Consider the following 24017-nt stretch of genomic DNA (forward strand, 5'->3'; position numbering starts at 1 on the left):
AATCAGAGGTGCACCCCTGGAATCTTGATCGTTGGGCGTAACCCGCCCGACCTGGGGAGCGGCTAAGATCCCGCCTCCGGCCCGGGCCGGCGCCACCCGTTCCCACCTGTGATCGTAGGGTGACCGGCGTGCTGTGTGAGCCGTTCCTGACCAGCCGGCCCGAATCCGGGTGGGACATCCCGCTGCTGGCCTGGCGGGCCGAGTCGCCGCTGCTCGCGGTCGGCTCCGCGCCGCTGGGCGGGGGGATCGGCGTCCGCCGGTGGGTGCTGAACGCGACGGTCCCGATGTCGTACGACCGGGACGACCCCGCCGCGCACCTGGCCGAGCTGGCGCACGGCCTCGGCCTGGACGGCCCCGGGGTCGGGCTGCTGACCGGCGTGGACGTGAGCGAGGTGGTCCGCCGTACCGACGGCGGCGTCCGGGTCTGGGCGACTGTCGGCCTGGGCACGCCGGTGTGGGCCGCCGCCCCCGAGCCGGCCGCCGCCGCACCCGCGCCGGACCCGCACGCCGCGCCCGCGCCCGCGAGCGAGCAGCCGCGGCCCGCGCAGCGCGTCGGCACCGTCAACATCGTCGCGTACGTGCCGGTGCGGCTCGGCGACGCCGCCCTGGTGAACGCCGTGGCCACCGCCACCGAGGCGAAGGCGCAGGCGATCTGGGAACTGGGACTTCCCGCCACCGGCACCCCCACCGACGCGGTGACGGTGCTCTGCCCTGCTGACGGCGATCCGGCCCCGTACGGCGGTCCCCGGTCGGCCTGGGGCGCACCGCTGGCCCGCGCCGTGCACGCTGCCGTCCGCTCCGGCGGCGCCGGGACCGTCGTGCCCTGGTCCGACCGGCGGGCGGGCTGACGTGGGCCCGTCACACGCGACACGTCGGGTTTTCCGACCGATCGGCCCTCGTCGCGGCGTTCCGGGGACGGTAGCGTCGCCGACGATGTACGCTCCCGCCCGCTCTGTGCCCCGTACCCTCCGCGCCGCCGTCGCCGGACCGCCCGCTGCCGCTCCCGGCCCGCGCCGCGCGGTGCTCGGCCGGCGCCTGGCCGCGCTCGCCGCGCTGTTCGCCGTCCTGTTCGTCGCCGGCTGCGGCGGCGACGCCGACGGGTCCGGTGGCGACCCCCGATGGCAGGCGGGACAGGGCGGTGGCGCGACCGGACCGGCCACCGGCGAGCAGCCCGCCGCGTCGGACCCGGCGAAGGAGCCGTCGATCTCGCTCACCGCGACCGGTGACGTGATCATGGGCAACGCGCCGGACCGGCTGCCCCCGAACGGCGGCAAGGGCTTCTTCGACGACGTCAAGTCGGCGCTCAAGGGCGACCTGGTGATGGGCAACCTGGAGGAGCCGCTCACCGACGACACCGGCGCCGGCAAGTGCGGCCCGCAGCCGAAGAACTGCTACCAGTTCCGGGCACCGCCCGGCTATGCCGCGCACCTGCGCTCGGCCGGGTTCCAGCTGCTCAACCAGGCCAACAACCACGGCTACGACTACGGTCGCCAGGGCTACGAGAACACCCAGTCGGCGCTGGAGGCGCACGGGCTCAAGCACACCGGCGCGCCGGGCGAGATCACCGTGGTGGACGTCAAGGGCATCAAGGTCGCCGTCGTCGGCTTCTCGTCGTACCCCTGGTCGAACAGCCTGGTCGACCTGAACGCCGCCAAGCAGGTGATCGAGATGGCCAAGGAGCAGGCCCAGATCGTGGTGGTGCAGGTGCACATGGGCGCCGAGGGGTCGGACAAGACCCGGGTGAAGCCGGGCACCGAGATGTTCTTCGGCGAGAACCGCGGCGACCCGATCCGCTTCTCCCGCACCGTCATCGACGCGGGCGCCGACCTGGTCATCGGGCACGGCCCGCACGTGTTGCGCGGGATGGAGTTCTACAAGGGGCGGCTGATCGCGTACAGCCTCGGCAACTTCGCCGGTGGCGGGAAGTCGCTGAACAGCTCGGGCCGGCTCGGCTGGGGCGGGGTGCTCAAGGTGTCGCTCACCGCAGACGGGACGTTCGTCGGCGGCACGTTCACCTCCACCGTGATGAACGGCGTGGGCCGTCCGTCGGTGGACCGGCAGAACCGCGGCCTCGGGCTGGTCCGCGAGCTGAACCGGGCCGACTTCCCGGACACCGGCGCCAAACTCGACGGGACCGGCAAGATCACCGCACCGGCGGGTGGCTGAGCGCACGGCCGCCGCGCCGAGCCGCCGGAGCGTCGGCCCCGCGACGTAGGCTGGCCGACGTGACCACGCGCTCCCCCGAGACCGACCTCGGTCGTACGCGCCGCGCCCGGCGCATCGGCCGGGTGCTGACCGAGACGCATCCTGACGCGCACTGTGAACTCGACCACTCAGGCGCGCTGGAGCTGGCGGTGGCGACGATCCTGTCCGCCCAGTGCACCGACAAGAAGGTCAACGAGGTCACGCCGAAGCTGTTCGCCCGCTACCGCTCCGCCGCCGACTACGCGGGCGCGGACCGCGCCGAGCTGGAGGAGCTGATCCGGCCCACCGGGTTCTACCGCAACAAGACCAGCTCCCTGATCAACCTCGGGCGGGCGCTCTGCGAGCGGTACGACGGCGAGGTGCCCGGCCGGCTCGACGATCTGGTGACGCTGCCGGGGATCGGCCGCAAGACCGCCAACGTCATCCTCGGCAACGCCTTCGGTGTCCCCGGCATCACCGTCGACACCCACTTCCAGCGGCTGGTGCAGCGGTGGCAGCTCACCACCGAGACCGACCCGGTGAAGATCGAGCACGCGATCGGCGCGCTCTACCCGAAGCGCGACTGGACGATGCTGTCGCACCGGGTGATCTTCCACGGCCGCCGGGTCTGCCACGCCCGCAAGCCCGCCTGCGGCGCGTGCACGTTGGCGAAGCTCTGTCCCGCGTACGGCACCGGGCCGACCGAGCCGGCCGCCGCGGCCAAGCTGCTCAAGGGCCCCCGCGCCCGTGACCTGGCGGTGGCCGTCGGCCTCGACCCCGACCTGGTGCCGCAGCAGGCCGCCGCGGCGGACGTGCCGTGATGCGCCGGTTCGCCTACCTGCTCGTCCCGCTGCTGCTGGCGGCGGCGGGCTGCACCGCCACCACCGAGGAACCGGAACGTCCGGCGCCGGCAACCCGGGCCGAGCGTCCTTCGCCGTTCGCCGACTGCGCCCCGCTGACCGTCGCGCCCGCCGCCGCGTCCCCGGCGCCCACCGGGAAGGCCGAGGGCCGGCTGCCCGATCTGACACTGAACTGCTTCACCGGTGGGGCGCCGGTGAACCTGCGCGACGTCAAGGGCCCGGCGGTGATCAACGTGTGGGCCTCCTGGTGCCCGCCGTGCCGCAAGGAGCTGCCCGCCTTCCAGCGGCTCAGCGAGCGGGCCGACGGCCGGTTCCAGGTGATCGGCGTGAACAGCCGCGACAGCCGCGGCGGCGCGCAGTCCATCGGCGAGGACTACGGCGTCGACTTCCCGATGCTGCTCGACCAGGGTGACGCGTTCCAGCGCGCGCTGGAACGCAACGCGTTCCCGCTCACCGTGCTCGTCGACGCCGACGGGCGGATCCGGCACACCGACGCGACCGGCGCGCTCGACGACGCCCGCCTCGCCGCGCTTCTCGAGCGCCACCTCGGGGTGCGGGTATGACCCGACGGCCGCCGCCGGGGTGGTTCGACCCGCTGCTGGGCCGGCTCGGCACCGCGCGGGCGGAGGACTTCACCCGCATCGTCACGCCGGAAAGCGGCGGCCGGGAGAGCGCTGTGCTGGTGCTGCTCGGCGAGGAGCCCGGCGCGGGGCCGGACGTACTCGTCCTCCAGCGCGCCGCGACGCTGCGCAACCACGCCGGTCAGCCGGCCTTCCCGGGCGGTGCGGCCGACCCGGAGGACGCCGACGCCCGCGCCACCGCGCTGCGCGAGGCGAACGAGGAGGTCGGTCTCGACCCCGGCAGCGTCACGGTGCTGGCCGAGCTGCCCCGGCTCTGGATCCCGGTCAGCGACTTCGTGGTCACCCCGGTCCTCGCCTGGTGGCACGACCCGCACCCGGTGCACCCGCGCGAGCCGGCCGAGGTCGCCCACGTGGCCCGGCTGCCGGTCACCGAGCTGGTCGACCCGGACAACCGCATGCGGGTCCGCCACCCGAGCGGCTGGATCGGCCCGGCCTTCTCGGTGCGCGGCATGCTCGTCTGGGGTTTCACCGCGGGCGTGATCGACCGGCTGCTGGAGATGGGCGGCTGGTCCCGGCCCTGGCCGCACTCGCGTGTGGTGGACCTGCCGCCGGTCGGCGCCACGCCCGCGCCGTCGGCGGGCACCGAGGCCGCCGACGAGAGCCCGGTGCGGTGATCACCCGTACGCATCCTCGGGTCACGTTCAGCGAGCGCTGAGCCGAGCACGGGCCCGGTGCCCGTACCCTTGGGGCGTGTCCGCCGTGGATCTCGTCCTTCTCCTGCTCATGCTCGTGTTCGCGATCAGCGGATACCGCCAGGGTTTCGTCATCGGGGCCCTGTCGTTCTCCGGCTTCTTCCTCGGAGCGCTGCTCGGCCTCCAGGTCGGGCCGCTGATCGCGCAGCAGTTCGCGGCGAGCGGCACACGCGTACTGATCTCCCTGGTGGCGATCTTCGGGCTGGCGGTGCTGGGGCAGGCGCTGGCCGGGTGGCTCGGCTCCAACCTGCGGGCCGCCATCACCGGTCCGGCCGGCCGGAAGATCGACGACGTCGGCGGCGCGTTCATCTCGGTCGTCGCGGTCATGCTCGTGGCGTGGCTGGTCGCCGTGCCGCTCGGCTCCTCCTCGGTGCCGTGGCTGGCGTCCTCGGTGCGCAACAGCGCGCTGCTCACCGTCGTCGACCAGGTGCTGCCGGACAAGGCGCAGGACCTGTCCACCGCGCTGCGCGACACGGTCGACACCAACGGCTTCCCGGACGTGTTCGGCGACCTCGCGCCGACCCGGGCCCGGCAGGTCGCACCGCCCGACCCGGCGCTGGCCAACTCCCAGGTGGTGCAGAACAGCAGGCGGTCGGTGGTGAAGGTGCTCGGCTCCGCGCCGAGCTGCTCGCGCCGCATCGAGGGCTCCGGCTTCGTGTACGCCGACGACCGGGTGATGACGAACGCGCACGTGGTGGCCGGCACCCGCTCGGTGGCGGTGGAGTTGCGCGGTGAGCGGTACGACGGCGAGGTCGTCGTCTACGACCCGGACCGGGATCTGGCGGTGCTCCACGTACCGGGGCTGCCCGGGCCGTCGCTGCGCTTCGCCGCCGGACCGGCCGCCACCGGCGCCGACGCGATCGTGCTCGGCTTCCCGCTCGACGGCCCGTACGACGCCCGCCCGGCCCGGATCCGGGACGTCGACCGGATCACCGGCCCGGACATCTACTCGGCCGGTGACGTCAACCGGGAGATCTACACGATCCGGGCGCTGGTACGCAGCGGCAACTCCGGCGGCCCACTGATCTCCTCGAACGGTCTGGTGCTCGGTGTGATCTTCGCGGCGGCGGCGGACGACCCGAACACCGGCTTCGCGGTGACCGCGGCCGAGGCGCGACCGGTGGCGCTGGCGGGCGCGGAGCGTACCCGGGGAGTGGCGACCGGCGACTGCACCTGAGCCGGCCGGCGGCGCTCAGCCACCCGCCGGTGCTCCCGCCGGTGCGGCCTCGTCGCCGGAGCGGGACAGCGGCAGCCGGGCTCGGCCCCACGTGAGCGTGCGGTCGAGGACCGCCCGCGCCATGATCGCCACGCAGGCGCCGCCGTTGAGGAACGAGGCGACCACGTCGCTGGGGTGGTGCATGCCCCGGTACATCCGGGTGAGCGCCACGCCGATCGGCACCAGCACCAGCAGCGTCCACCAGCCGACCTTGGCCGGGGTGCTGCGCGCCCGTAGCGCCAGCAGCACCGCGAGACCGACGTAGAGCGCGGTGGCCGCCGAGGTGTGCCCGGACGGGAAGCTGGACGTGGGCGGGGAGGCGTCCATGTGCGCGACGGCCGGGCGGTTCCGGTCGATGACCATCGTGGTGAACAGGAAGATCAGCGCCTGCGCGGTCACCGCCGCGCACAGGAACAGCGGCTCCCGCCAGCGGTGCAGCACCAGCCGCAGCACCAGCGCCGCCAGCACCGTCACCACGACGATCATCTGGGTGCTGGCGAGCGTGCTGAACACCAGCGAGACGTCGTTCCAGCCCGGCGTCCGGTCACCGGCCAGCTCCCGGTTGACCGTGTCCTCCACGGTGAACGGCCAGGTGCGGGCCAGCACCCGCGTCACCAGCAGGCCCAGGCCCACCATCAGTGCGAAGAGCACGGCCAGCGGCAGCAGGACACGCCGGGTGACTCGGATCACGACATCGGACATGAGCTCGCCTGTACCCCGGCGCGAGTCCGGCTACGCCCGGTCGCCCTCCGGCCGCTGGTCGGCCAGCTCCGGCTCGACCCCCTCCCGGAGCGGACGGGAGGAGGACCGCCCGGATCCGCCGCGCCAGGTGGCGAACGCGGCCGCTGTCGCGGCCACCACGGCGGCCCCGAGCACCCAGCCACCCACCACGTCGCTCGTCCAGTGCACGCCCAGCGCGATCCGGCTGAGCCCGGTCACCACGGTGACCAGCAGCGCCGCCGTCCAGAGCGCGACCCGGCCCCGGCGGCTGTCCCGGACGAACGGCAGGAACACCAGCAGCAGCACACCCGCCGCCAGCGTGGCGTTGAGCGCGTGACCGGACGGGAAGGAGTAGCCGGCGGCCCGGGCCACCGGATCCAGCAGATCCGGCCGGTCCCGCCCGACGAGCAGCTTGAGCAGCGCGCCGAGCAGCCCGCCGGCGACCATGGTGACGACCACCCAGACCGCCAGCCGGGGCGCGCCGCGCCGGACCAGCCAGACCACCAGCACGACCGCTGCCACCCGCAGCGGGCCGGGCCCGAACACGTGCGTCCAGACCGTCATCACACCGACCCAGGCGGGATGGTCCTGCGCGTACCCGTGGAACGCGTCGGCGATCGAGGCGTCCAGCCGCAGCAGGGGCGGCCAGGCGCCGAGCACCAGCAGCGCGATCAGGGCGAACGGCACCAGCACCAGGAACGCCGCGACAACGGTCAGGGTGAGCCGCAGGCCCAGCGAGTGATCGCGGTCGAGGCGGCGGCTCCGCCACGACCGGTGCGCGACAGTCGCCCCGGTGGTGGTGTCCATGGAGCTTCCCCTACCCACCGGAGGGCAGGATCAGACCGGTTCAGCGACGGGCCTGCCGGAACCGGCGAACCATCAACGCGGTGCCGGTGACGAGCGCGACGAACAGGGCCAGGCCGGTCCAGAGCCGCTCCGGGGCGGAGGCGTCCGTCTGCCCGGCCGGCCGGGCGGTCCAGCCGTCCGAGGAATGCCCGAGCGGGTCGCCACCCCGCCCCGCCGCGGCGGCCCGGGTGTCCCGCCCGTCGCCGGGTGCCGGCCCGAAGCCCACCACGCCCGGGGAGGCATTGTCGTCGAGCGGGTTGTGGCCCACCGCCGGCACATCGCCGGTGAGCGCGGCCACCGGGTCGACCAGGCCGTAGCCGAACCGGTCGTCACGGCCGGTCGGGCCCAGATCCCGGGCGGTGGTGATCAGTCGGTTCACCACGTCCCCGGCCGGCATCTTCGGATACCGCGCGCGGACCAGGGCCGCGGTCGCGGCGACGAGCGGCGCGGCGAAGCTCGTGCCCTGCACCCGCCAGTAGCCTCCCGGCCGGGCGCCGTAGAGCCCGGTGGCCGGAGCGCTGAGCACCGTCTCGTGACCCGTGATCGAGCCGGACCAGAGGTTCTCGCTGGTCCGCTCCAGCCCGGCGACCGCCAGCACACCCGGCTCGCGAGCCGGGTACCAGACCTCGGTGGTCGTCGAGGTGGCCAGGTTGCCGGTGCAGGCGACCACCACCACGTCCCGGGCGAACGCGTAGTCGAGCGCCGCGGCCAGGGCCGGGTTGTCGCTGCTGCCGCCGAGCGACAGGTTGAGCACGCGGGCACCGTTGTCGACCGCCCAGCGCACCGCCTTCGCGATGATCAGCGCGTCGTCGTAGCGGTTCTCGGCGTCGAGGACCCGGACCGGCAGGATCTTGGCGTCCGGCGCGAGCCCCACCACGCCCCGGTCGTCGTCGTTGCGCCCGGCGATCAACCCGGCGACGGTGGTGCCGTGCCCCACCGGGTCCGGGCCGTCCGAGCCGTCCGGCGTCACCAGGTCCAGGCCCGGAAGCACCTGGCCGACGAGGTCGGGGTGGGTGCCGTCCACACCGGAGTCGATCACCGCGACCACCACGCCGCGCCCGGTCGAGGTGCGCCACGCGGTCTTCGCCCGCAACTCCTCCAGTTGCCACTGCTCGTCGCGTACCTGACCGGTGCGCGGCAGAAGGTCGGGGGCCACCCAGGGACGCGCCACTGTGGCCGGGGCGGCGGGCGCGGCGTGTGCGGGCGGCGCCAACGGACCGGCCACGGTGACGAGTGCCGACACGGCGGCCAGCAGCGCGCGTCCGGCGAGACGCCGGGGCGGCCCTCCGGGCGGTCCCTGCCGATCCCCTGTCACATTCCCCAGCCGTTCGGTCGCGTCAGACACATGCTGCACGGAGATTACCGGTTGTCCCGACCGTCACGGGGCAACTCCGCGAGGCGGATCACCCGGGCGGGAGATGCGCCAGCTGCACCAGGCGCACCCCCTCCCGGCGCGTCACCAGACGCGCCCGGCCCGGGGGCAGCGGCCCGGCCTTCACCTGACCGACGAGCGCGCCCTCCTCCGGACCGCCCGACATCACCAGGCCGGCGGTGGACAGCTCGCGCAGTCGTTGCACGACCGGCTCGTACGCGGTCCGCCCGGCACCGCCGGTCCGCCGTGCCAGCACCAGGTGCAGCCCGACGTCCCGCGCGTGCGGAAGGTGCTCCTCCAGCGCCCGCAACGGGTTCGTCGGCCCGCCCGCCACCAGGTCGTAGTCGTCCACGAGCACGAACAGCTCCGGTCCCTTCCACCACGACCGGCTGCGCAGCTGCGCCGGGGTCACCTCCGGCCCCGGCTGCCGCCCCTGGAGGTAGCCGGCGGCCGACTCGATCAGCTCGGCGGTGTGCGGTGCGGCAGTGCCGTACCCGATCAGGTGCGGGGTCTCGATCACGCCCATCAGGCTGCGCCGGTAGTCGACGAGCATCACCCGCGCCTGCTCCGGCGTGAACCGGTTGACGATCGAGGTGGCGAGCGCGCGCAGGAACGACGACTTGCCGCACTCGGCGTCGCCGAAGACCAGGAAGTTCGGCTCGGTGGCGAAGTCCAGCACCACCTGGGACAGGTCCGCCTCGGCCACGCCGATCGGGAACGCCAGCCCGCTCGTCGCGTGCTGGTCCAGTTCGGCGTACGGCAGCACCGGTGGGAGCAGCCGCACCCGGGGCGCCGGCGGGCCGGTCCACGCGCCCGCGACCGCCTTGACCAGATCGGTGGTCTCCGCGCCCAGCGCCTCGACGCGGGGTTCGGCGGTGAGGAAGTGCAGTCCGCCCGCCGTGATGCCGCGGCCCGGACGCTCCTCCGGTACCGTCGCCGCCAGCGCGCGCTTGACCACCACCGAGTCGGCCGGGTCACCCAGGCGCAACTCCAGGCGGGAGCCGAACAGGTCGCGGATCGCCGGGCGGAAGTCCGACCAGCGCAGCGCGGTCGCCACCACGTGCACCCCGTACGCCAGACCCCGGGTGGCGAGCTCGGTGACCAGCGGTTCCAGGTCCTCGTACTCACCCCGCAGCGTGTTCCAGCCGTCCACCACCAGGAACACGTCCCCGAACGGGTCGGGTGCGCCCGCCGCCCGCCGTCGTCGCCACGCGGCCATCGACTCCACACCGGCCTCGGCGAAACGCCGCTCCCGCTCGGCCAGCAGCCCGGCGACCTCGCCGACGGTACGGCGCACGGCGGTGCCGTCGGTCCGTCCGCTGACCCCGCCCACGTGCGGCAGGTCGCGCAGCGTGCCGAGCGTTCCGCTGCCGAAGTCGAGGCAGTAGACCTGCACCTCGGCCGGGGTGTGGGTGAGCGCGAGCGCGCAGACCAGCGTGCGCAGCAGGCTGGACCGGCCGCTGCGGGTGGTACCGACCACCGCGACGTGCCCGGCCGCGCCGTCCAGCGCCAGCCAGAACAGGTCGCGCCGCTGCTCGAACGGCTTGTCCACCACCGCCACCGGCACCTGCAGCGACCCGTGCAGCTCCGGATTGGCCACCGTCAGCCCGCGTACCGGGTCGGTGCCGACCGGGCCGAGCAGCTCGTCCAGGGCGGGGGAGGCGTCCAGCGGCGGCAGCCACACCTGGTGCGCGGGCGGGCCCTGCCCGGCCAGCCGGTCCACGAGCAGGTCGAGCAGCGTCTCCCCGTTGTCGTCCTCGGCCGGCGGGGCGACCGGCGTCGGCGGCTCCGGCACCGGGACCAGGTGGGTGGAGAACGCGAGCACGCGTGCCTCACCGGTGCCGGACGCGCCCGCCGCACCGCCGCGGCGACGGACCGCGCCGGAGACGTACGCGGCCTTGAACCGGACCAGCGGGTCGGTGCCCGAGCGCAGGTAGCCGTGCCCCGGGCTGCGCGGCAGTTCGTGCGCGTCCGGCACGCCCAGCACCGTCCGGGACTCCAGCGCCGAGAACGTCCGCAACCCGATCCGGTACGACAGGTGCGTGTCCAGCCCGCGCAGCCGCCCCTCCTCCAGCCGCTGGCTCGCCAGCAGCAGGTGCACCCCGAGCGACCGGCCCAGCCGGCCGATCTGCACGAACAGGTCGATGAAGTCGGGCTTGGCGGACAGCAGCTCGGAGAACTCGTCGCAGATCAGCAGCAGCGACGGCAGCGGGGCCAGCGGCGAGCCGGCCGCCCGGGCCCGCTCGTAGTCGCGCACGCTCGCGAAGTTGCCCGCCCGGCGCAGCAACTCCTGCCGGCGCATCAGCTCGCCGTTGATCGCGTCCACCATCCGGTCCACCAGCGGCAACGCGTCGGCCAGGTTGGTGATCACGGCGGCGGTGTGCGGCAGCCGCTCGAACGGCGCGAACGTGGCGCCGCCCTTGAAGTCGACGAGGACGAAGTTGAGCTGCTCCGAGCTGTGCGTGGCGGCCAGCCCGAGCACGAGCGTGCGCAGCAGCTCCGACTTGCCCGAGCCGGTCGCGCCGATCAGCAGGCCGTGCGGGCCCATGCCGTCCTGCGCCGACTCCTTCAGGTCGAGGTCGATCGCCCCGCCGTCGGCGCCCACCCCGATCGGCACCCGCAGCCGGTCCCGCGCGGCCCGGGGCGCCCAGCCCTGCTCGGCGGTGAAGCTCTCCGGGTCGCCGAGACCGAGCAGCTCGGGCAGGCCCAGCTCGGCGCCGGGCACCGCGTCCGGTCCGCGTACCGTGCCGGCCAGCCGCAGCGGCGCGAGCCGCCGGGCCACCGCCTCGGCGTCGGCGGGCGCCAGCGCGTCGGCGGCGCCCACCTCGGCGTGCCCCTGGACGGAGTGCGAGTGCAGCCTGCCGTCGACGAGGTCGAGCAGGAGCGCGTACCGGTCGAGCAGCCGGGGCGGCGGGGTGTCCAGGTCGAGCACGGTGACCGCGTCGATGCCGCCGTCACCCGCCAGGTCGGTCGCGCCGGTCAGGTCGCCGCCGTCGAGCACCACCACGACGTGCGGCCCGTCCGTCGCGGTGCCGTGCGGGCTGAACCGGGACCGCGTGCCGAGCACGTCGTCGAGCAGCCGTTCCAGGTCGGCGGCGGAACTGGTGACCAGCCGCACCGGACCCAGCGCGTCGGTTCGCGCCGGATGGTGGGCGTGCGGCAGCCACTTCACCCACTCCCAGGCGCTCCGGCGTTCCGGCCCGGCGCAGACCGCGATCAGCAGCTCGTCCGGCGCGTGGAAGACGGCGAGCTGGGTGAGCACCGCCCGGGCCAGCGCCTGCGCGGCGGGCGACCCGGCGCCGCGTACCGGGCCGGCCGGGCCGCGCACGAAGACCCGGGCGAAGCTGCGCAGCGACAGCGCCACCGGCAGGTCCGGCACCACCGAGTACGCGTCCAGGAAGCGCCGCAGCGCCCCGGCCGTCATCGGTTCCAGCTCCTCCAGCGGGCGGGTCACCGGCGGGACCAGCGGGGTGGCCAGCGTCTGCGGCCCGACACCGACCCGGACCACGGCGAAGTCCGGGTCGCCCGGCCGGCGTTCCCAGATCCGGTGACTGTCGACAGTCGACCAGAGCCGCCCCGGCTCGGGATGGCGGTAGGACAGCCCGGCCCGCTGGGCGCCGGCGGTCTCCCGCACCCGGCGCCGGAGCGTGGCCAGGTGGCGCAGGTATTCCCGGCGGGCGGCCATCAGCTCGGACTTCTTCGGCCCGGCGCTGCCCCAGGTGGTCACCAGCATCGCCAGCGAGGAGAGGCCGAACATGCCGCCCACCACGTACGAGTAGGCCCCGCCGCCGCGGCCGAACATCATCGCCATGGCCACCGTCCCGCCGAGCATCGGCAGCACCATCAGCGCCTGCTGCCAGCGCCCACCCGCAGCGGCGGGGATCTCCGGCGGCGCCTCGACGGGCAGCTCACCGACCGGGATCTCCGGTGCCGGGCGGCGTGGCGGCCGCTTGATGACGACAGTGGACACTCGACCCCTCCCGAAAGTGGCTCTGGGTAACCCGAGCCTGGCTCATCGTAGGTAAAGTCCTCTCGTCCGTCAGCCCACTGTTCCCGCTCGATATGGAGATGCCTCGATGACAAGCGGGCTCGCCCGGGTCACCATCAGCGCGCCCAGGCGGCGGGTCGACGTGGCCCTGCCGGAGCAGGTGCCCCTGGCCGAACTGCTGCCCGAGGTGCTCCGGCACGCCGGTGAGGGACTGGCCGACGACGGGGAACGGCACGGCGGGTGGGTGCTGCGCCGCACCGACGGCGCGGTGCTGGCCACCGCCCAGGCGCTGCTGCCGCAGGGCGTCCGTGACGGCGAGGTGCTGCACCTGGTGCCGGCCCGCGCGCAGTGGCCCGAGTTGGAGTACGACGACGTGGTCGAGGCGATCGTGGACGGCGCCCGGCGACGAGGTGCCGCCTGGTCCGGCCAGGCCACCCGAGCCGCCGCGCTCGCCGGCGCCGCCGTACCCCTGGCCGTCGGGCTGGTCGCCGTGGTCGCGGCCGGGCCGGGCGCGCGCGGCTGGCCGGTCGCCGCGGCGGTCGCCCTGATCCTGGTGCTCGCCGCCACCGCGGCGTCCCGGGCGTACGGGGACGGCCCGGTCGGCGCCACCCTCGGCGGGTACGCGCTGCCCTGGGCCGCGGTGGCCGGTGCGCTGGCTGTCGCCTCCGGCGATCCGGTCGGCCCGATCCCCGGCCTGCGCTGGGTGGGTGCCCCCGAACTCCTGGTCGGCTCGGTGGCGCTGCTGCTGGTGGCGGTGCTCGGCCTGCTCGGCGTGGCCAGCCGGTCCCGCGTCTTCGTGGCCGGGGTGACCGTCGGCCTGGCGGGCGTGACGGCAGCGCTCGGCGGGCTGGTGCTCGACCCGGACGGCACCGCCGCCGTCCTGCTCGCCGTGCTGGTGTTCGCACTCGGCGGGCTGCCGCTGCTGGCCATCCGGGTCGGCAAGCTGCCGCTGCCGCCGCTCACCCTGCCCAGCCCGGCGGGCACCCGGGACCTGCCGGACCGGGGCCGGGTGCACGCGGCGGTGGCCCGCGCCGAGGAGGTGCTCACCGGGATGCTGCTCGGCCACGCGGTGCTGGCCGTCGGCGCGGTCGCGGTGCTCGTCTGTATCGGCCGGACCGCCGGGCTGCTGCTCGCCGCTGTTGCCGGCGGGGTGCTGCTGCTGCGTTCCCGGCTGTTCGTGGCGGTACGGCACCGGGTGCCGGCGATCGTCGCCGGGCTGGCCGCGTTCGCCCTGCTCGGCGTGGTGCTGGCCGAGCGCGCCGGTCCGGGTGCCCGGCTCGCGTTGACAGTCGGCGGGCTGGCCCTGGCCCTGACGGCTGTCACCGCCGGGGCCACGTACGCCCGGCGGCCGGTCTCCCCGTACCTCGGCCGGCTCGCCGACCTGACCGACACCGCGCTGGTGATCGCGGTCGTGCCGGTGGCCTGCGCGGTCCTCGACCTCTACGACCGGGCCCGCGACCTGCTGGCCTGAACACGCGGAGGCCCGGGTCGCGAAGCGCGACCCGGGCCCCGGCAGGTGTCAGCGTCAGTGCAGCGTCTCGCCGCGCTCCTCGGCCTCCTTGGCACGCCGGTACGAGGCGGCGATCTCCGCCTCGGCCTCGACCCGGCCGACCCAGGTCGCGCCCTCGACCGACTTGCCCGGCTCCAGGTCCTTGTAGACCTCGAAGAAGTGCTGGATCTCCAGCCGGTCGAACTCGCCCAGGTGGTGGATGTCGCGCAGGTGCTCCTGACGCGGGTCCTCGTAGGGCACGCAGAGGACCTTGTCGTCGCCGCCCTTCTCGTCGGTCATCCGGAACATGCCGATGGTGCGGCAGCGGATCAGGCAGCCCGGGAACGTCGGCTCGGGCACCAGCACCAGCGCGTCCAGCGGGTCGCCGTCCTCACCCAGGGTGCCCTCGATGAACCCGTAGTCGGCCGGGTACTGCGTGGAGGTGAAGAGGGTGCGGTCCAGCCGGATGCGGCCGGTCGCGTGGTCTACCTCGTACTTGTTGCGGTGACCCTTGGGGATCTCAACCGTGACGTCGAAATCCATCTTCCACGCTCCCTCGTTTGCCCACGCTGGCTAACGGAAACCAGCGGCTCACCCCCGGCGCGGGGTGAACGCCCCCCGTCGGCTCCGGCCGCCGCATAGTGTTCGGACCGAAGTAGTGTCGCCCAAGGCGATTTCGAGCGGGGAGGAGGGGGCCGTGGGGAGGGAAGATTCACACTACCGCCCCGACAGGGTTGACGGGCGCGGGTCCGCGGGTTCCGGTTCCGGCGGGGCCACCGGACGGGTGTCCGTCCCGGGGGCGAACGTGCCTCATCGTCCCTCTCCGGCCACCGGGTCCGCCCGCGTCGGCCCGCCGCACCACGGCTCCGCCGCACCGCACCACGGCTCCGGTCCGGCGAGCGGCTCGGCCCGCTCGCCGCACGACCTGACGGCTCCGATCCCGGTCAGCCCGCCGGTGCCACCGGTCGGCGCCGCGCCGCCCGTACCCTCCGGGCCGCCCCCGGGCCGGCCGCGACGCGGGCGACGGCTGGTCGCGGCGCTCGCCTGCGTGCTCGTGCTGGCCCTGGCGGTGGCCGGGCTCGCCGTGCTGCGTCCCGGCCCGGTCGCCGGGTGGCTGGGCGACGACGACGGCACGGGTACGGCGGTCGCCGCGCCGCCCGAGCCCTCCCCGCAGGCCGTGCTGGCCGGGCCGGACGGCAACGCCCCGCTGCCCACCGAGGCCGGCATCCGCGCCGCCCTGGACCCGCTGGTCCGCGCTGCCGCGCTCGGTGACCGGGTGCACGTGTCGGTGGCCGACGTGAGCACCGGCCAGGCGCTCTACGGCAGCGGCCAGGACACCCCCACCGTGCCCGCCTCGGTGACGAAGCTGGCGACCGGCGTGGCGGTGCTCGCCGCCCGGGGCCCGGCCCACCGGATCCCGACCCGGGCGGTGGCCGGAGCGAACCCGGGCGAGGTGGTCCTGGTCGGCGGCGGTGACCCCACGCTCGCCGTGGACAAGAACGGCTTCTACCCGGGCGCGGCCCGGCTGGACGACCTCGCCGCGCAGGTGCGCGACGCGCTCGGCGGCACCGCCCCGACCAAGGTGATCGTCGACTCGTCGCTGTTCAGCGGCCCTGTCTTCGAGCCCGGCTGGGACTCCGACATCCCCACCGGCGGCTTCGGCGCGGCGATCACCGCGCTGATGACCGACGGCGCCCGCAAGGACGCGGCGGAGGCGCGGCGCACCGCCGAGGAGACGAACCACGCCGCCGAGCGGGTGCCGCAGCCCGACCTGACCGCCGGTCGGCAGTTCGCCAAGCTGCTCGGCCTGACCGGCGGCGCCGCCCAGGTCAGCCGGGGCACGGCGCCGGCCGCGTCCGGCGCCTCGGGTACGGCCCCCGGCGCCGAGCTGGGGAAGGTCGAGTCCCTGCCGATGATCCGGCTGGTCGACATCATGATCAGCGACAGCGACAACGTGATCGCCGAGGCGATGGCCCGCCAGGTGGCGCTCGCCAAGGGCAAGCCCGGCTCGTTCGCCGGCGGCGCGGCGGCCACCGACCAGGTCCTCGGCGAGCTGGGCCTGCCGGCCGGTGAGATCAGCCTGGCCGACGGCAGCGGGCTGTCCCGCACCAACCGGATCAGCCCTTCGCTGCTCACCGACCTGATCACGCTCGCCGGTAACGGCAGCCACCCCGAACTAGCGGCGATCTTCGGCGGCCTGCCGGTCGGCGGCTGGTCCGGCACGCTCGACGAGCGCTACCGGGCGGCGGCGACCCGCGCCGGAGCGGGCGTCGTCCGGGCCAAGACCGGCACGCTGAGCGGCGTCAACGCGATCGCCGGCACGGTGACCACCGCCGACGGACGGCTGCTCACGTTCGCCGTGCTCACCGACCGGACGCAGGGCTCGCTGGACGACACCCGGGCGGCGCTGGACCGGATCAGCTCCGCGCTGGCCGGGTGCGGCTGCCGCTGACCGACGGGCGTCGATCGGCCGGCGCGAGCCCGGGTAGGGGTGTTCCGGCGCGGGTACGGTGGGTTCATGGCGCAGTTCGTGGACTGGGATCTGGCCGCCGCGACAGCGGGGGCGCTGAGCAAGTCGGGCCCTCGGGTGTCGTACGCCGAGGCCACCGACGTGGTCGGCGACCTGCGCCGGCTGACCGACGAGGCGGCGGGTCACGTCGCCGACTACACCGGCCTGCGTGCGCAGGTCGCCCACCCGCCGGTACGCGTGGTCGACCGCCGGGACTGGGCGGCGGCGAACATCGCCGGGCTGCGTGAGGTGGTCTCCCCGCTGGTCGAGCGTCTCTCCGGCGACAAGCGGCCCGGCGCGCTCACCGAGGCGATCGGCTCGCGGGTCACCGGTGTGCAGGCCGGCACCGTGCTGGCGTACCTCTCCGGCCGCGTGCTCGGCCAGTACGAGGTCTTCGCCGGCGACCCCGGCCAGCTGCTGCTGGTGGCGCCGAACATCCTCGAGGTCGAGCGGAAGCTCGGAGCCGACTCGCGCGACTTCCGGCTCTGGGTGTGCCTGCACGAGGTCACCCACCGCACCCAGTTCACCGCCGTGCCGTGGATGCGCGCGTACTTCCTCGGCGAGGTGCAGGCGTTCGTGGACGCCTCCCAGGGCGGCGAGCACCTGCTGGAGCGGCTCCGCCGCGGCGTCGCCACGCTCTCCGACGCGGTCAAGGACCCGGAGAGCCGGGCCAGCGTGCTGGACATCGTGCAGACCCCGGCCCAGCGCGCCGTGCTGGACCGGCTGACCGCGCTCATGACGCTGCTCGAGGGCCACGCCGAGTTCGTGATGGACGGCGTCGGCCCGCAGGTCATCCCCAGCGTCGAGTCGATCCGGGCGGCGTTCAACCGGCGCCGGGAGTCCGGCAACCCGCTGGAGAAGGCCATCCGCCGGCTGCTCGGCATCGAGGTCAAGATGCGCCAGTACGCCGAGGGCCGCAAGTTCGTGCACGGCGTGGTCGACCGGGTGGGGATGACGGGCTTCAACAAGATCTTCTCGTCCCCGCTGACGCTGCCCCGCCTGGACGAGCTGGGCGACCCGGACACCTGGGTGTCCCGCGTACACGGGCCCGCCGGTGCCACCCCGCCCGTCGGCTGATCCGGCTGGTTCGGTCGTGCCGGGCGGTCCCGTCGGCCCGGCTGATTCCGGCGCTCGGTCGCGTCGCTCGCCGTCGCCCGCTCCCGCCGTCGCCGCCGTGCGGCTCGCCGTCCGCCGGATGCTGACCGGCCTGCCCGGCGGCGGCCCGGTGCTGGTGGCCTGCTCCGGCGGTGCCGACTCGCTCGCACTCGCCGCCGCCACCGCGTTCGTGGCACCCCGGCTCGGGCGCCCGGCCGGCCTGGTGACAGTCGACCACGGCCTGCAACCCGGGTCCGCCGACCGGGCCGAGGCGGTCGCCGGTTGGGCCCGTGCCGAAGGGCTCGACCCGGTCGAGGTGCTTCCGGTACGGGTGGACGGCCGGCCCGGCGGCCCGGAGGCGGCCGCCCGCGAGGCCCGGTACGAGGCGCTGATCGCGGCCGCCCACCGGTACGACGCAGCCGGGGTGCTGCTCGGGCACACGCGCGACGACCAGGCCGAGACCGTCCTGCTGGCGCTGGCCCGAGGTGCCGGACCGCGCGGGCTGTCCGGAATGCCGGAACGGCGCGACGTTGACGGGGTGCCACTGCTGCGTCCGCTGCTCGACGTCCCACGCGCCGACACCCGGGCCGCCTGCGTCGCGCTCGGACTCGACCCGTGGGCGGACCCGCACAACGCCGATCCGGCGTACGCCCGCGCCCGGGTCCGGGTCGACGCGCTGCCCGCACTCGTCGAGGCGCTGGGGCCGGGGGTGGTGGCCAACCTCGCCCGTACCGCTCACCTGCTCGCCGCCGACAACGCCGCGCTCGACGCGCTCGCCGACGCCGCGCTCGCCGACGTCCGCACCGCTGACGGCGCTCTCTGCGTCGCCGGGCTCGCCGGGTTGCCGGCCGCCGTGCGTACCCGGGTGCTGCACGCCTGGGCCCGCGAGCTGGGCGCGGCGCCGGCCGCGCTGTCCCACAGTCACGTGGCAGCGCTGGACGCCCTGGTCACAGCCTGGCACGGACAGGGCCCGGTGCATCTACCCGGCGGCCACCAGGTGAGCCGTCGCGCCAACCACCTGACCCCCTGACCGGTGATCCAACCGGTTCGCGCCGCCACGTCGGGGAGGTGGCGGCATCAACCACGCCCTGATGCCACCACTCCCGCCCCGCCTCGCCCACCCCGCCCGACCCGGCGGTGATCAAGGACTTTGTGTCCACTTCACACCGCCGGCAGCCCACAAACCCCTTGATCACGGGTGCGGCGCGGGGAGCGGGCACACCCGGGAGCGGTGATCATGAGGTTGGCGGGGAGGAAACGGACGAAAATCGCGGTCAACTTCATGATCGCCGGGGCGGGCCGGGGGTGGGGGGTCAGGCGGTTGTGCGTTCGCGGAAAGTGGTGCGGTAGGCCAGGGGGGTGGTGCCGACCCGGCGGGTGAAGTGGTGCCGCAGCGCCGCCGCGTCGCCGAAGCCGGCCTGCTCGGCGACGCCCTCCACGCTCAGCGTGGTGTCCTCCAGCAGCTGCCGGGCCAGCAGCACCCGCTGGTTGGTCAGCCAGTCGTGCGGGGTGGTGCCGGTCTCGGCGCGGAACCGGCGCGCGAACGTCCGCGGGGCCATCCCGGCGCGCGCGGCAAGCTCGTCCACTGTCAGCGGCCGGCGCAGGTGCCCCATCAACCACTCCAGCACCGGTTCCAGGGTGGCTGCCTCGGGCGCCTTGGGGATCGGCGCCTCGACGTACTGCGACTGGCCGCCGTCGCGGTGCGGCGGAACCACCATCCGGCGGGCCAGCCGGGTCGCCACCGCGGAGCCGTGCTCCTGGCGTACCAGATGCAGGCAGGCGTCGATGCCGGCGGCGGTCCCGGCGCTGGTGAGCAGCCGGTCGTCCTGTACGTAGAGCGAGTCGCACTGGACCCGGGCGGCCGGGAAGCGCCGCTGCAGTTCGTCGGTGTACCGCCAGTGGGTGGTGCAGTCCCGCCCGTCGAGGACGCCCGCCTCGCCGAGGACGAACGCGCCGGCGCAGACGCTGAGCAGCCAGGCGCCCCGGTCGGCGGCGCGGCGCAGGGCGGCGAGCACCGGTTCGGGTACCGGGGTGCCGTCGGCGTGCGCGGGTACCGCCACCAGGTCGGCGTCCCCGACCGGGCCGAGGTCGGCGGTGGGGGTGAGCAGGAACCCGGACCGGCTGCGGACCGCGCTGCCGTCGGCGGTGCACACGTCGAACCGGTATTCGGGGAAGCCGTCGGCGGTGCGGTCGGTGCCGAAGACCTCGGCGAGCACGCCGAGTTCAAACGCGGCGACCTCGTCCATGGCGATGACGGCGACCGTACGGAGCATGTGACGAGGGTAACCCGACAGGTGGCAGTAAATCGATGCCCGATGACTTTCCTGCCACTGTCCGCATCGGTCGGTGGCCCGCAGAATCAATGGTGTCCGGTGCGCACCGGCGGCGAAAACAGTCTCGACCACGCGAAAGTGAGCGCCGCCATGACCGTTCTGCTGCTCCTGCTCTTCCTGCTCCTCCTCGTCGGTGCCAGCGCTTTCGGGCTCACCGCCGACACCCGCGACTCGGCCGACTGGAAGCCGAGTGACGACGGGCAGCGCTGGCGCTCCCGTACCTGCTGAGGTGATTTATTCAGTTCGCGCCGAAAATCCCCGGCGGGACCGCGCCAAAAGGGGCGGCCCCGCCGACGGCGGCGTGGGGGCGTACGGCAGGCTAGGAGCATGGCTGACGGCTCCTGGTACGACGCCGACATCGACCACGTGATCATCTCGGAGGCGCAGATCCGCGACAAGACCGCGGAGCTGGCCAAGCAGGTCTCGGCGGACTACGCCCACGTCGAGGACGGCCTGCTGCTCGTGTGTGTGCTCAAGGGAGCGGTCATGTTCATGGCCGACTTCGCCCGCGCGCTGGGCCGCCAGGGCCCGCCCGCCGAGCTGGAGTTCATGGCCGTCTCGTCCTACGGCCAGGGCACCACCTCGTCCGGCGTGGTCCGCATCCTCAAGGACCTGGACCGGGACATCGCCGGCCGCCACGTGGTGGTTGTCGAGGACATCGTCGACTCCGGCCTGACGCTGTCCTGGCTGCTGCGCTACCTCGAGTCGCGCTCCGCGGCGAGCGTCGAGGTGGTGGCGCTGTTCCGCAAGCCGGACGCGGTCAAGGTGCAGGTCCCGGTCAAGTACGTCGGGTTCGACATCCCGACCGAGTTCGTCGTGGGCTACGGGCTCGACTTCGGTGAGCGGTACCGCGAGGTGCCCTACGTCGGGGTGCTCAAGCCCGAGGTGTACGCGCGGGCCTGACGTTGCCGAGCCCTTCGTCAGCTGACGTTCAGCGGGCTCTCAGCCTTCCGGTCTACGGTAGGGACCGGTGACGTGGAGGCACCCTCCACGCCCGGCCCCTCGAACCGCGTGACCGTGCGGTGTGGGCGGGCCGGGTGGGAGCTCCCCGCCACGCCGGCTCAAACCCGGGTTCGCCCTACGCGTAAGTGCCGGGCTCGCAAGCTCACGCATCGCGCGCGCCGAGGTTCCGAATGTGCGCGACTGCGGGGCTCGCAAGCTCACTCCTCGCGCGTACGGTGTACCGTCGAATGACCGTGGTGCGGCAGTTTGCGTGCCCCGGGGGTCGGGCCGGCCCGCACGGCGGCCCCGGCCGCCGCTCAAGGCGGCGACACCATTCAGACGGTCAGGACGTCGATCAGGAGGATGCGGGCGCCTCGGCACCCGACTACAGCATGGAACGTACGCGTTTCTTCCGCCGACCGGTGGTCTGGATCATCCTGGTCATCCTCGGCGCCGTTGTGCTCAGTCAACTGTTCACCGCTGGTCCCAGCTACCACCGGGTGGACACGTCCGTCGCGCTCGACCAGCTCAACAAGGGTGGCATCGAGAAGGTCGTCTTCCAGGACAAGGAGCAGACGCTCCAGCTCGACCTGAAGGACAAGGCCAAGTTCGACGGCGACACCACCACTGACAAGATCGAGGCGCAGTTCCCGTACGAGGTCGGCGGCCAGGTCTGGAACCAGGTGCGCGAGGCCGAGGCGGCGGACCGCATCACCGGCCCGGTCGACACCAAGGTGTCGTCGGACAGCATCTGGGTCAGCCTGCTGGTCAACCTGCTTCCCATCGCGCTGCTCGTGCTCCTGCTGCTGTTCTTCATGTCGCAGATGCAGGGCGGCGGCTCCCGGGTGCTCAACTTCGGCAAGTCCAAGGCGAAGATGATCACCAAGGACACGCCGAAGACCACCTTCGCGGACGTCGCGGGTGCCGAAGAGGCCGTCGAGGAACTGCACGAGATCAAGGACTTCCTGCAGAACCCGGCGAAGTACCAGGCCCTGGGCGCCAAGATCCCGAAGGGCGTGCTGCTGTTCGGCCCGCCCGGTACCGGTAAGACGCTGCTGGCCCGCGCGGTCGCCGGCGAGGCCGGGGTGCCCTTCTACTCCATCTCCGGCTCCGACTTCGTCGAGATGTTCGTCGGTGTCGGCGCCAGCCGCGTCCGCGACCTGTTCGAGCAGGCCAAGTCGAACGCCCCGGCGATCGTCTTCGTCGACGAGATCGACGCCGTCGGCCGCCACCGCGGCGCCGGCATGGGCGGCGGTCACGACGAGCGGGAGCAGACGCTCAACCAGCTGCTGGTCGAGATGGACGGCTTCGACACCAAGGGCGGCGTCATCCTGATCGCCGCCACCAACCGGCCGGACATCCTCGACCCGGCGCTGCTGCGCCCGGGCCGGTTCGACAGGCAGATCCCGGTCGACGCCCCCGACATGGAGGGCCGCAAGGCCATCCTGCGGGTGCACGCCAAGGGCAAGCCGTTCACGCCCGACGTCGACCTCGACGCGGTCGCCCGGCGTACCCCGGGCTTCAGCGGCGCCGACCTGGCCAACGTGATCAACGAGGCCGCGCTGCTCACCGCCCGTAAGGAGCAGCGGGCGATCACCAACGACTCCCTGGAGGAGTCGATCGACCGGGTGATCGCCGGCCCGCAGCGCCGGACCCGGGTGATGAGCGACCAGGAGAAGAAGATCACCGCGTACCACGAGGGTGGGCACGCGCTGGTCGCCTGGGCGCTGCCGCACGCCGCGCCGGTGCACAAGGTGACAATCCTGTCCCGGGGCCGCTCGCTGGGTCACACGCTCGTCCTCCCGACGGAGGACAAGTACACCCAGACGCGGGCCGAGATGATCGACACCCTGGCGTACGCGCTGGGTGGCCGGGCGGCCGAGGAGCTGGTCTTCCACGAGCCGACCACCGGCGCCGGCAACGACATCGAGAAGGCCACCCAGCTGGCCCGCGCGATGATCACGCAGTACGGCATGAGTTCCAAGCTCGGTGCGATCAAGTACGGCACCAGCGGCGACGAGCCGTTCCTCGGCCGCAACATGGGCCACGAGCGGGACTACTCCGACGCGGTGGCGGCCGAGATCGACGGCGAGATGCGCGCGCTGATCGAGCTGGCCCACGACGAGGCCTGGGAGATCCTGGTGGAATACCGGGACGTCCTGGACACCATGGTCCTGGAGCTGATGGAGAAGGAAACCCTCTCCACCGCCGACATGGCCCGCATCTGCGCCCGGGTCGTCAAGCGCCCGCCGATGGCCCCGTACCACGGCTTCGGCAAGCGTCAGCCCTCCACCGAGCCGCCGGTGCTCACCCCGGCCGAGAAGGAAGCGCTGGCCGCGCAGGCCCGCGCCGACGCCGCCGCCTCGATCGGTGGTTCCAGCAACAACTCGGACGGTACGCACTGAACAGCGATCCGACGACGGCCGGCTCCCCGCACAGGGAGTCGGCCGTCTCCGCGACCGAGCCCGACGGGGACGACGCGCTCGACTACGTGGCCGCGCGCCTGATCAGCGGCAAGCTCACCGGTGGCCCGGTGGAGGACACCGTCGACCTCGCCCGGATCGAGAAGGCGGTCCGCGAGATCCTCATCGCGGTCGGCGAGAACCCGGACCGCGACGGCCTCCAGCAGACGCCGGCCCGGGTGGCCCGCGCGTACGCCGAACTCTTCGCCGGCCTGCGGGTCGACCCGGCGCAGGTGCTCCGCACCACGTTCGAGGCCAACCACGAGGAACTGGTGCTCGTGCGGGACATCGACGTGATGAGCCTCTGCGAGCATCACCTGCTGCCGTTCCGGGGCAGCGCGCACATCGGCTACATCCCCGGCCCGGACGGCCGGATCACCGGCCTGTCGAAGCTGGCCCGGCTGGTCGAGGTGTTCGCCCGCCGGCCGCAGGTGCAGGAGCGGCTTACCTCGCAGATCGCCGACCTGCTGATGTCCAGCCTCGCCCCGCGCGGCGTGATCGTCGTGCTGGAGTGCGAGCACATGTGCATGGCGATGCGCGGCATCCAGAAGTCCGGCGCGAAGACCATCACGTCCGCCGTGCGCGGCGGCCTCCAGAACGACGCCAAGTCGCGAGCCGAGGCGATGGCACTGATCATGGCCCGCTGACCCCGACCACCACCGACGGCC

Annotated in this window: 20 protein-coding genes; 14 read left to right on the forward strand and 6 right to left on the reverse strand. The window is 74.0% G+C overall.

All coding sequences use genetic code 11. The features are described from left to right. Positions 1-128 precede the first annotated feature (128 nt). From O7607_RS13930 to O7607_RS13955, 6 genes are all read left to right on the forward strand, one after another. Positions 129-848 (forward strand): adenosylcobinamide amidohydrolase, encoded by a 720-nt coding sequence (locus O7607_RS13930; protein WP_269703625.1) that lies wholly within the window; start codon positions 129-131, stop codon positions 846-848. A 106-nt stretch (positions 849-954) separates the two neighbouring features. Beyond that, entirely contained in the window at positions 955-2166 is a 1212-nt protein-coding gene (locus O7607_RS13935; protein ID WP_269703626.1) for a CapA family protein, read from the forward strand. Between the two features lie 59 nt (positions 2167-2225). Continuing rightward, positions 2226-3005, forward strand: coding sequence for an endonuclease III (nth, locus tag O7607_RS13940; RefSeq protein ID WP_269703627.1), 780 nt, complete (start codon positions 2226-2228; stop codon positions 3003-3005). Continuing rightward, complete coding sequence (locus O7607_RS13945; protein WP_269703628.1) at positions 3005-3607, forward strand: TlpA family protein disulfide reductase; 603 nt, start codon at positions 3005-3007, stop codon at positions 3605-3607. Before nth ends, O7607_RS13945 begins: the two co-directional genes overlap by 1 nt. Further along, positions 3604-4299 carry an NUDIX hydrolase gene (locus O7607_RS13950; protein ID WP_269703629.1) on the forward strand — a complete coding sequence of 232 codons (696 nt, stop codon included), beginning with the start codon at positions 3604-3606 and terminating at the stop codon, positions 4297-4299. The genes O7607_RS13945 and O7607_RS13950 overlap by 4 nt, the downstream gene beginning before the upstream one ends. Before the next feature lie 76 nt (positions 4300-4375). Continuing rightward, a complete protein-coding gene (locus O7607_RS13955) occupies positions 4376-5554 on the forward strand; it encodes a MarP family serine protease (RefSeq protein WP_269703630.1) in 1179 nt (392 codons plus the stop codon). 15 nt (positions 5555-5569) lie between these two features. Here the strand turns inward: O7607_RS13955 and O7607_RS13960 are convergent, their stop codons facing one another. The 4 genes from O7607_RS13960 to eccCa form a co-directional block, all read right to left on the reverse strand. Then, the gene (locus tag O7607_RS13960; protein WP_269703631.1) at positions 5570-6295 is read right to left on the reverse strand and encodes a phosphatase PAP2 family protein; all 726 of its coding nucleotides are present in this window, start codon (positions 6293-6295) and stop codon (positions 5570-5572) included. A gap of 30 nt (positions 6296-6325) precedes the next feature. Next, positions 6326-7120, reverse strand: coding sequence for a phosphatase PAP2 family protein (locus O7607_RS13965; protein WP_269703632.1), 795 nt, complete (start codon positions 7118-7120; stop codon positions 6326-6328). Positions 7121-7160: 40 nt separating this feature from the next. Beyond that, positions 7161-8474 (reverse strand): type VII secretion-associated serine protease mycosin, encoded by a 1314-nt coding sequence (gene mycP, locus O7607_RS13970; protein WP_269703633.1) that lies wholly within the window; start codon positions 8472-8474, stop codon positions 7161-7163. Between the two features lie 88 nt (positions 8475-8562). Continuing rightward, a complete protein-coding gene (eccCa, locus tag O7607_RS13975) occupies positions 8563-12501 on the reverse strand; it encodes a type VII secretion protein EccCa (RefSeq protein WP_269703634.1) in 3939 nt (1312 codons plus the stop codon). 106 nt (positions 12502-12607) lie between these two features. On the opposite strand from eccCa, the gene eccD reads away from it, so the two are divergent. Further along, complete coding sequence (gene eccD / locus O7607_RS13980) at positions 12608-13990, forward strand: type VII secretion integral membrane protein EccD (protein WP_269703635.1); 1383 nt, start codon at positions 12608-12610, stop codon at positions 13988-13990. Positions 13991-14044: 54 nt separating this feature from the next. Here the strand turns inward: eccD and O7607_RS13985 are convergent, their stop codons facing one another. Further along, positions 14045-14551, reverse strand: a complete 507-nt coding sequence (locus tag O7607_RS13985) for an inorganic diphosphatase (RefSeq protein WP_013288994.1) — start codon at positions 14549-14551, stop codon at positions 14045-14047. A 412-nt stretch (positions 14552-14963) separates the two neighbouring features. On the opposite strand from O7607_RS13985, the gene dacB reads away from it, so the two are divergent. The 3 genes from dacB to tilS all read left to right on the forward strand — a co-directional run bounded on the left by dacB (position 14964) and on the right by tilS (position 18642). After that, the gene (gene dacB / locus O7607_RS13990; RefSeq protein ID WP_269706975.1) at positions 14964-16460 is read left to right on the forward strand and encodes a D-alanyl-D-alanine carboxypeptidase/D-alanyl-D-alanine endopeptidase; all 1497 of its coding nucleotides are present in this window, start codon (positions 14964-14966) and stop codon (positions 16458-16460) included. A 66-nt stretch (positions 16461-16526) separates the two neighbouring features. Continuing rightward, the gene (locus O7607_RS13995; RefSeq protein WP_269703636.1) at positions 16527-17594 is read left to right on the forward strand and encodes a zinc-dependent metalloprotease; all 1068 of its coding nucleotides are present in this window, start codon (positions 16527-16529) and stop codon (positions 17592-17594) included. Positions 17595-17712: 118 nt separating this feature from the next. Continuing rightward, positions 17713-18642, forward strand: coding sequence for a tRNA lysidine(34) synthetase TilS (tilS, locus tag O7607_RS14000; RefSeq protein ID WP_269706976.1), 930 nt, complete (start codon positions 17713-17715; stop codon positions 18640-18642). A 283-nt stretch (positions 18643-18925) separates the two neighbouring features. Here tilS and O7607_RS14005 read toward each other — a convergent pair whose 3' ends face one another. Further along, entirely contained in the window at positions 18926-19885 is a 960-nt protein-coding gene (locus O7607_RS14005; protein ID WP_269703637.1) for a GlxA family transcriptional regulator, read from the reverse strand. Positions 19886-19927: 42 nt separating this feature from the next. Between O7607_RS14005 and O7607_RS14010 the strand changes: the two genes are divergently transcribed. The 4 genes from O7607_RS14010 to folE all read left to right on the forward strand — a co-directional run bounded on the left by O7607_RS14010 (position 19928) and on the right by folE (position 23996). After that, a complete protein-coding gene (locus tag O7607_RS14010) occupies positions 19928-20173 on the forward strand; it encodes a hypothetical protein (RefSeq protein WP_269703639.1) in 246 nt (81 codons plus the stop codon). 99 nt (positions 20174-20272) lie between these two features. Continuing rightward, complete coding sequence (hpt, locus tag O7607_RS14015) at positions 20273-20848, forward strand: hypoxanthine phosphoribosyltransferase (protein ID WP_013288988.1); 576 nt, start codon at positions 20273-20275, stop codon at positions 20846-20848. Between the two features lie 431 nt (positions 20849-21279). Next, positions 21280-23292, forward strand: a complete 2013-nt coding sequence (ftsH, locus tag O7607_RS14020) for an ATP-dependent zinc metalloprotease FtsH (protein WP_269703640.1) — start codon at positions 21280-21282, stop codon at positions 23290-23292. Positions 23293-23378: 86 nt separating this feature from the next. Next, entirely contained in the window at positions 23379-23996 is a 618-nt protein-coding gene (gene folE, locus O7607_RS14025) for a GTP cyclohydrolase I FolE (RefSeq protein WP_269703641.1), read from the forward strand. Positions 23997-24017: the final 21 nt, after the last annotated feature.

It is taken from the genome of Micromonospora sp. WMMA1949, assembly GCF_027460145.1.
Taxonomy (GTDB): domain Bacteria; phylum Actinomycetota; class Actinomycetes; order Mycobacteriales; family Micromonosporaceae; genus Micromonospora.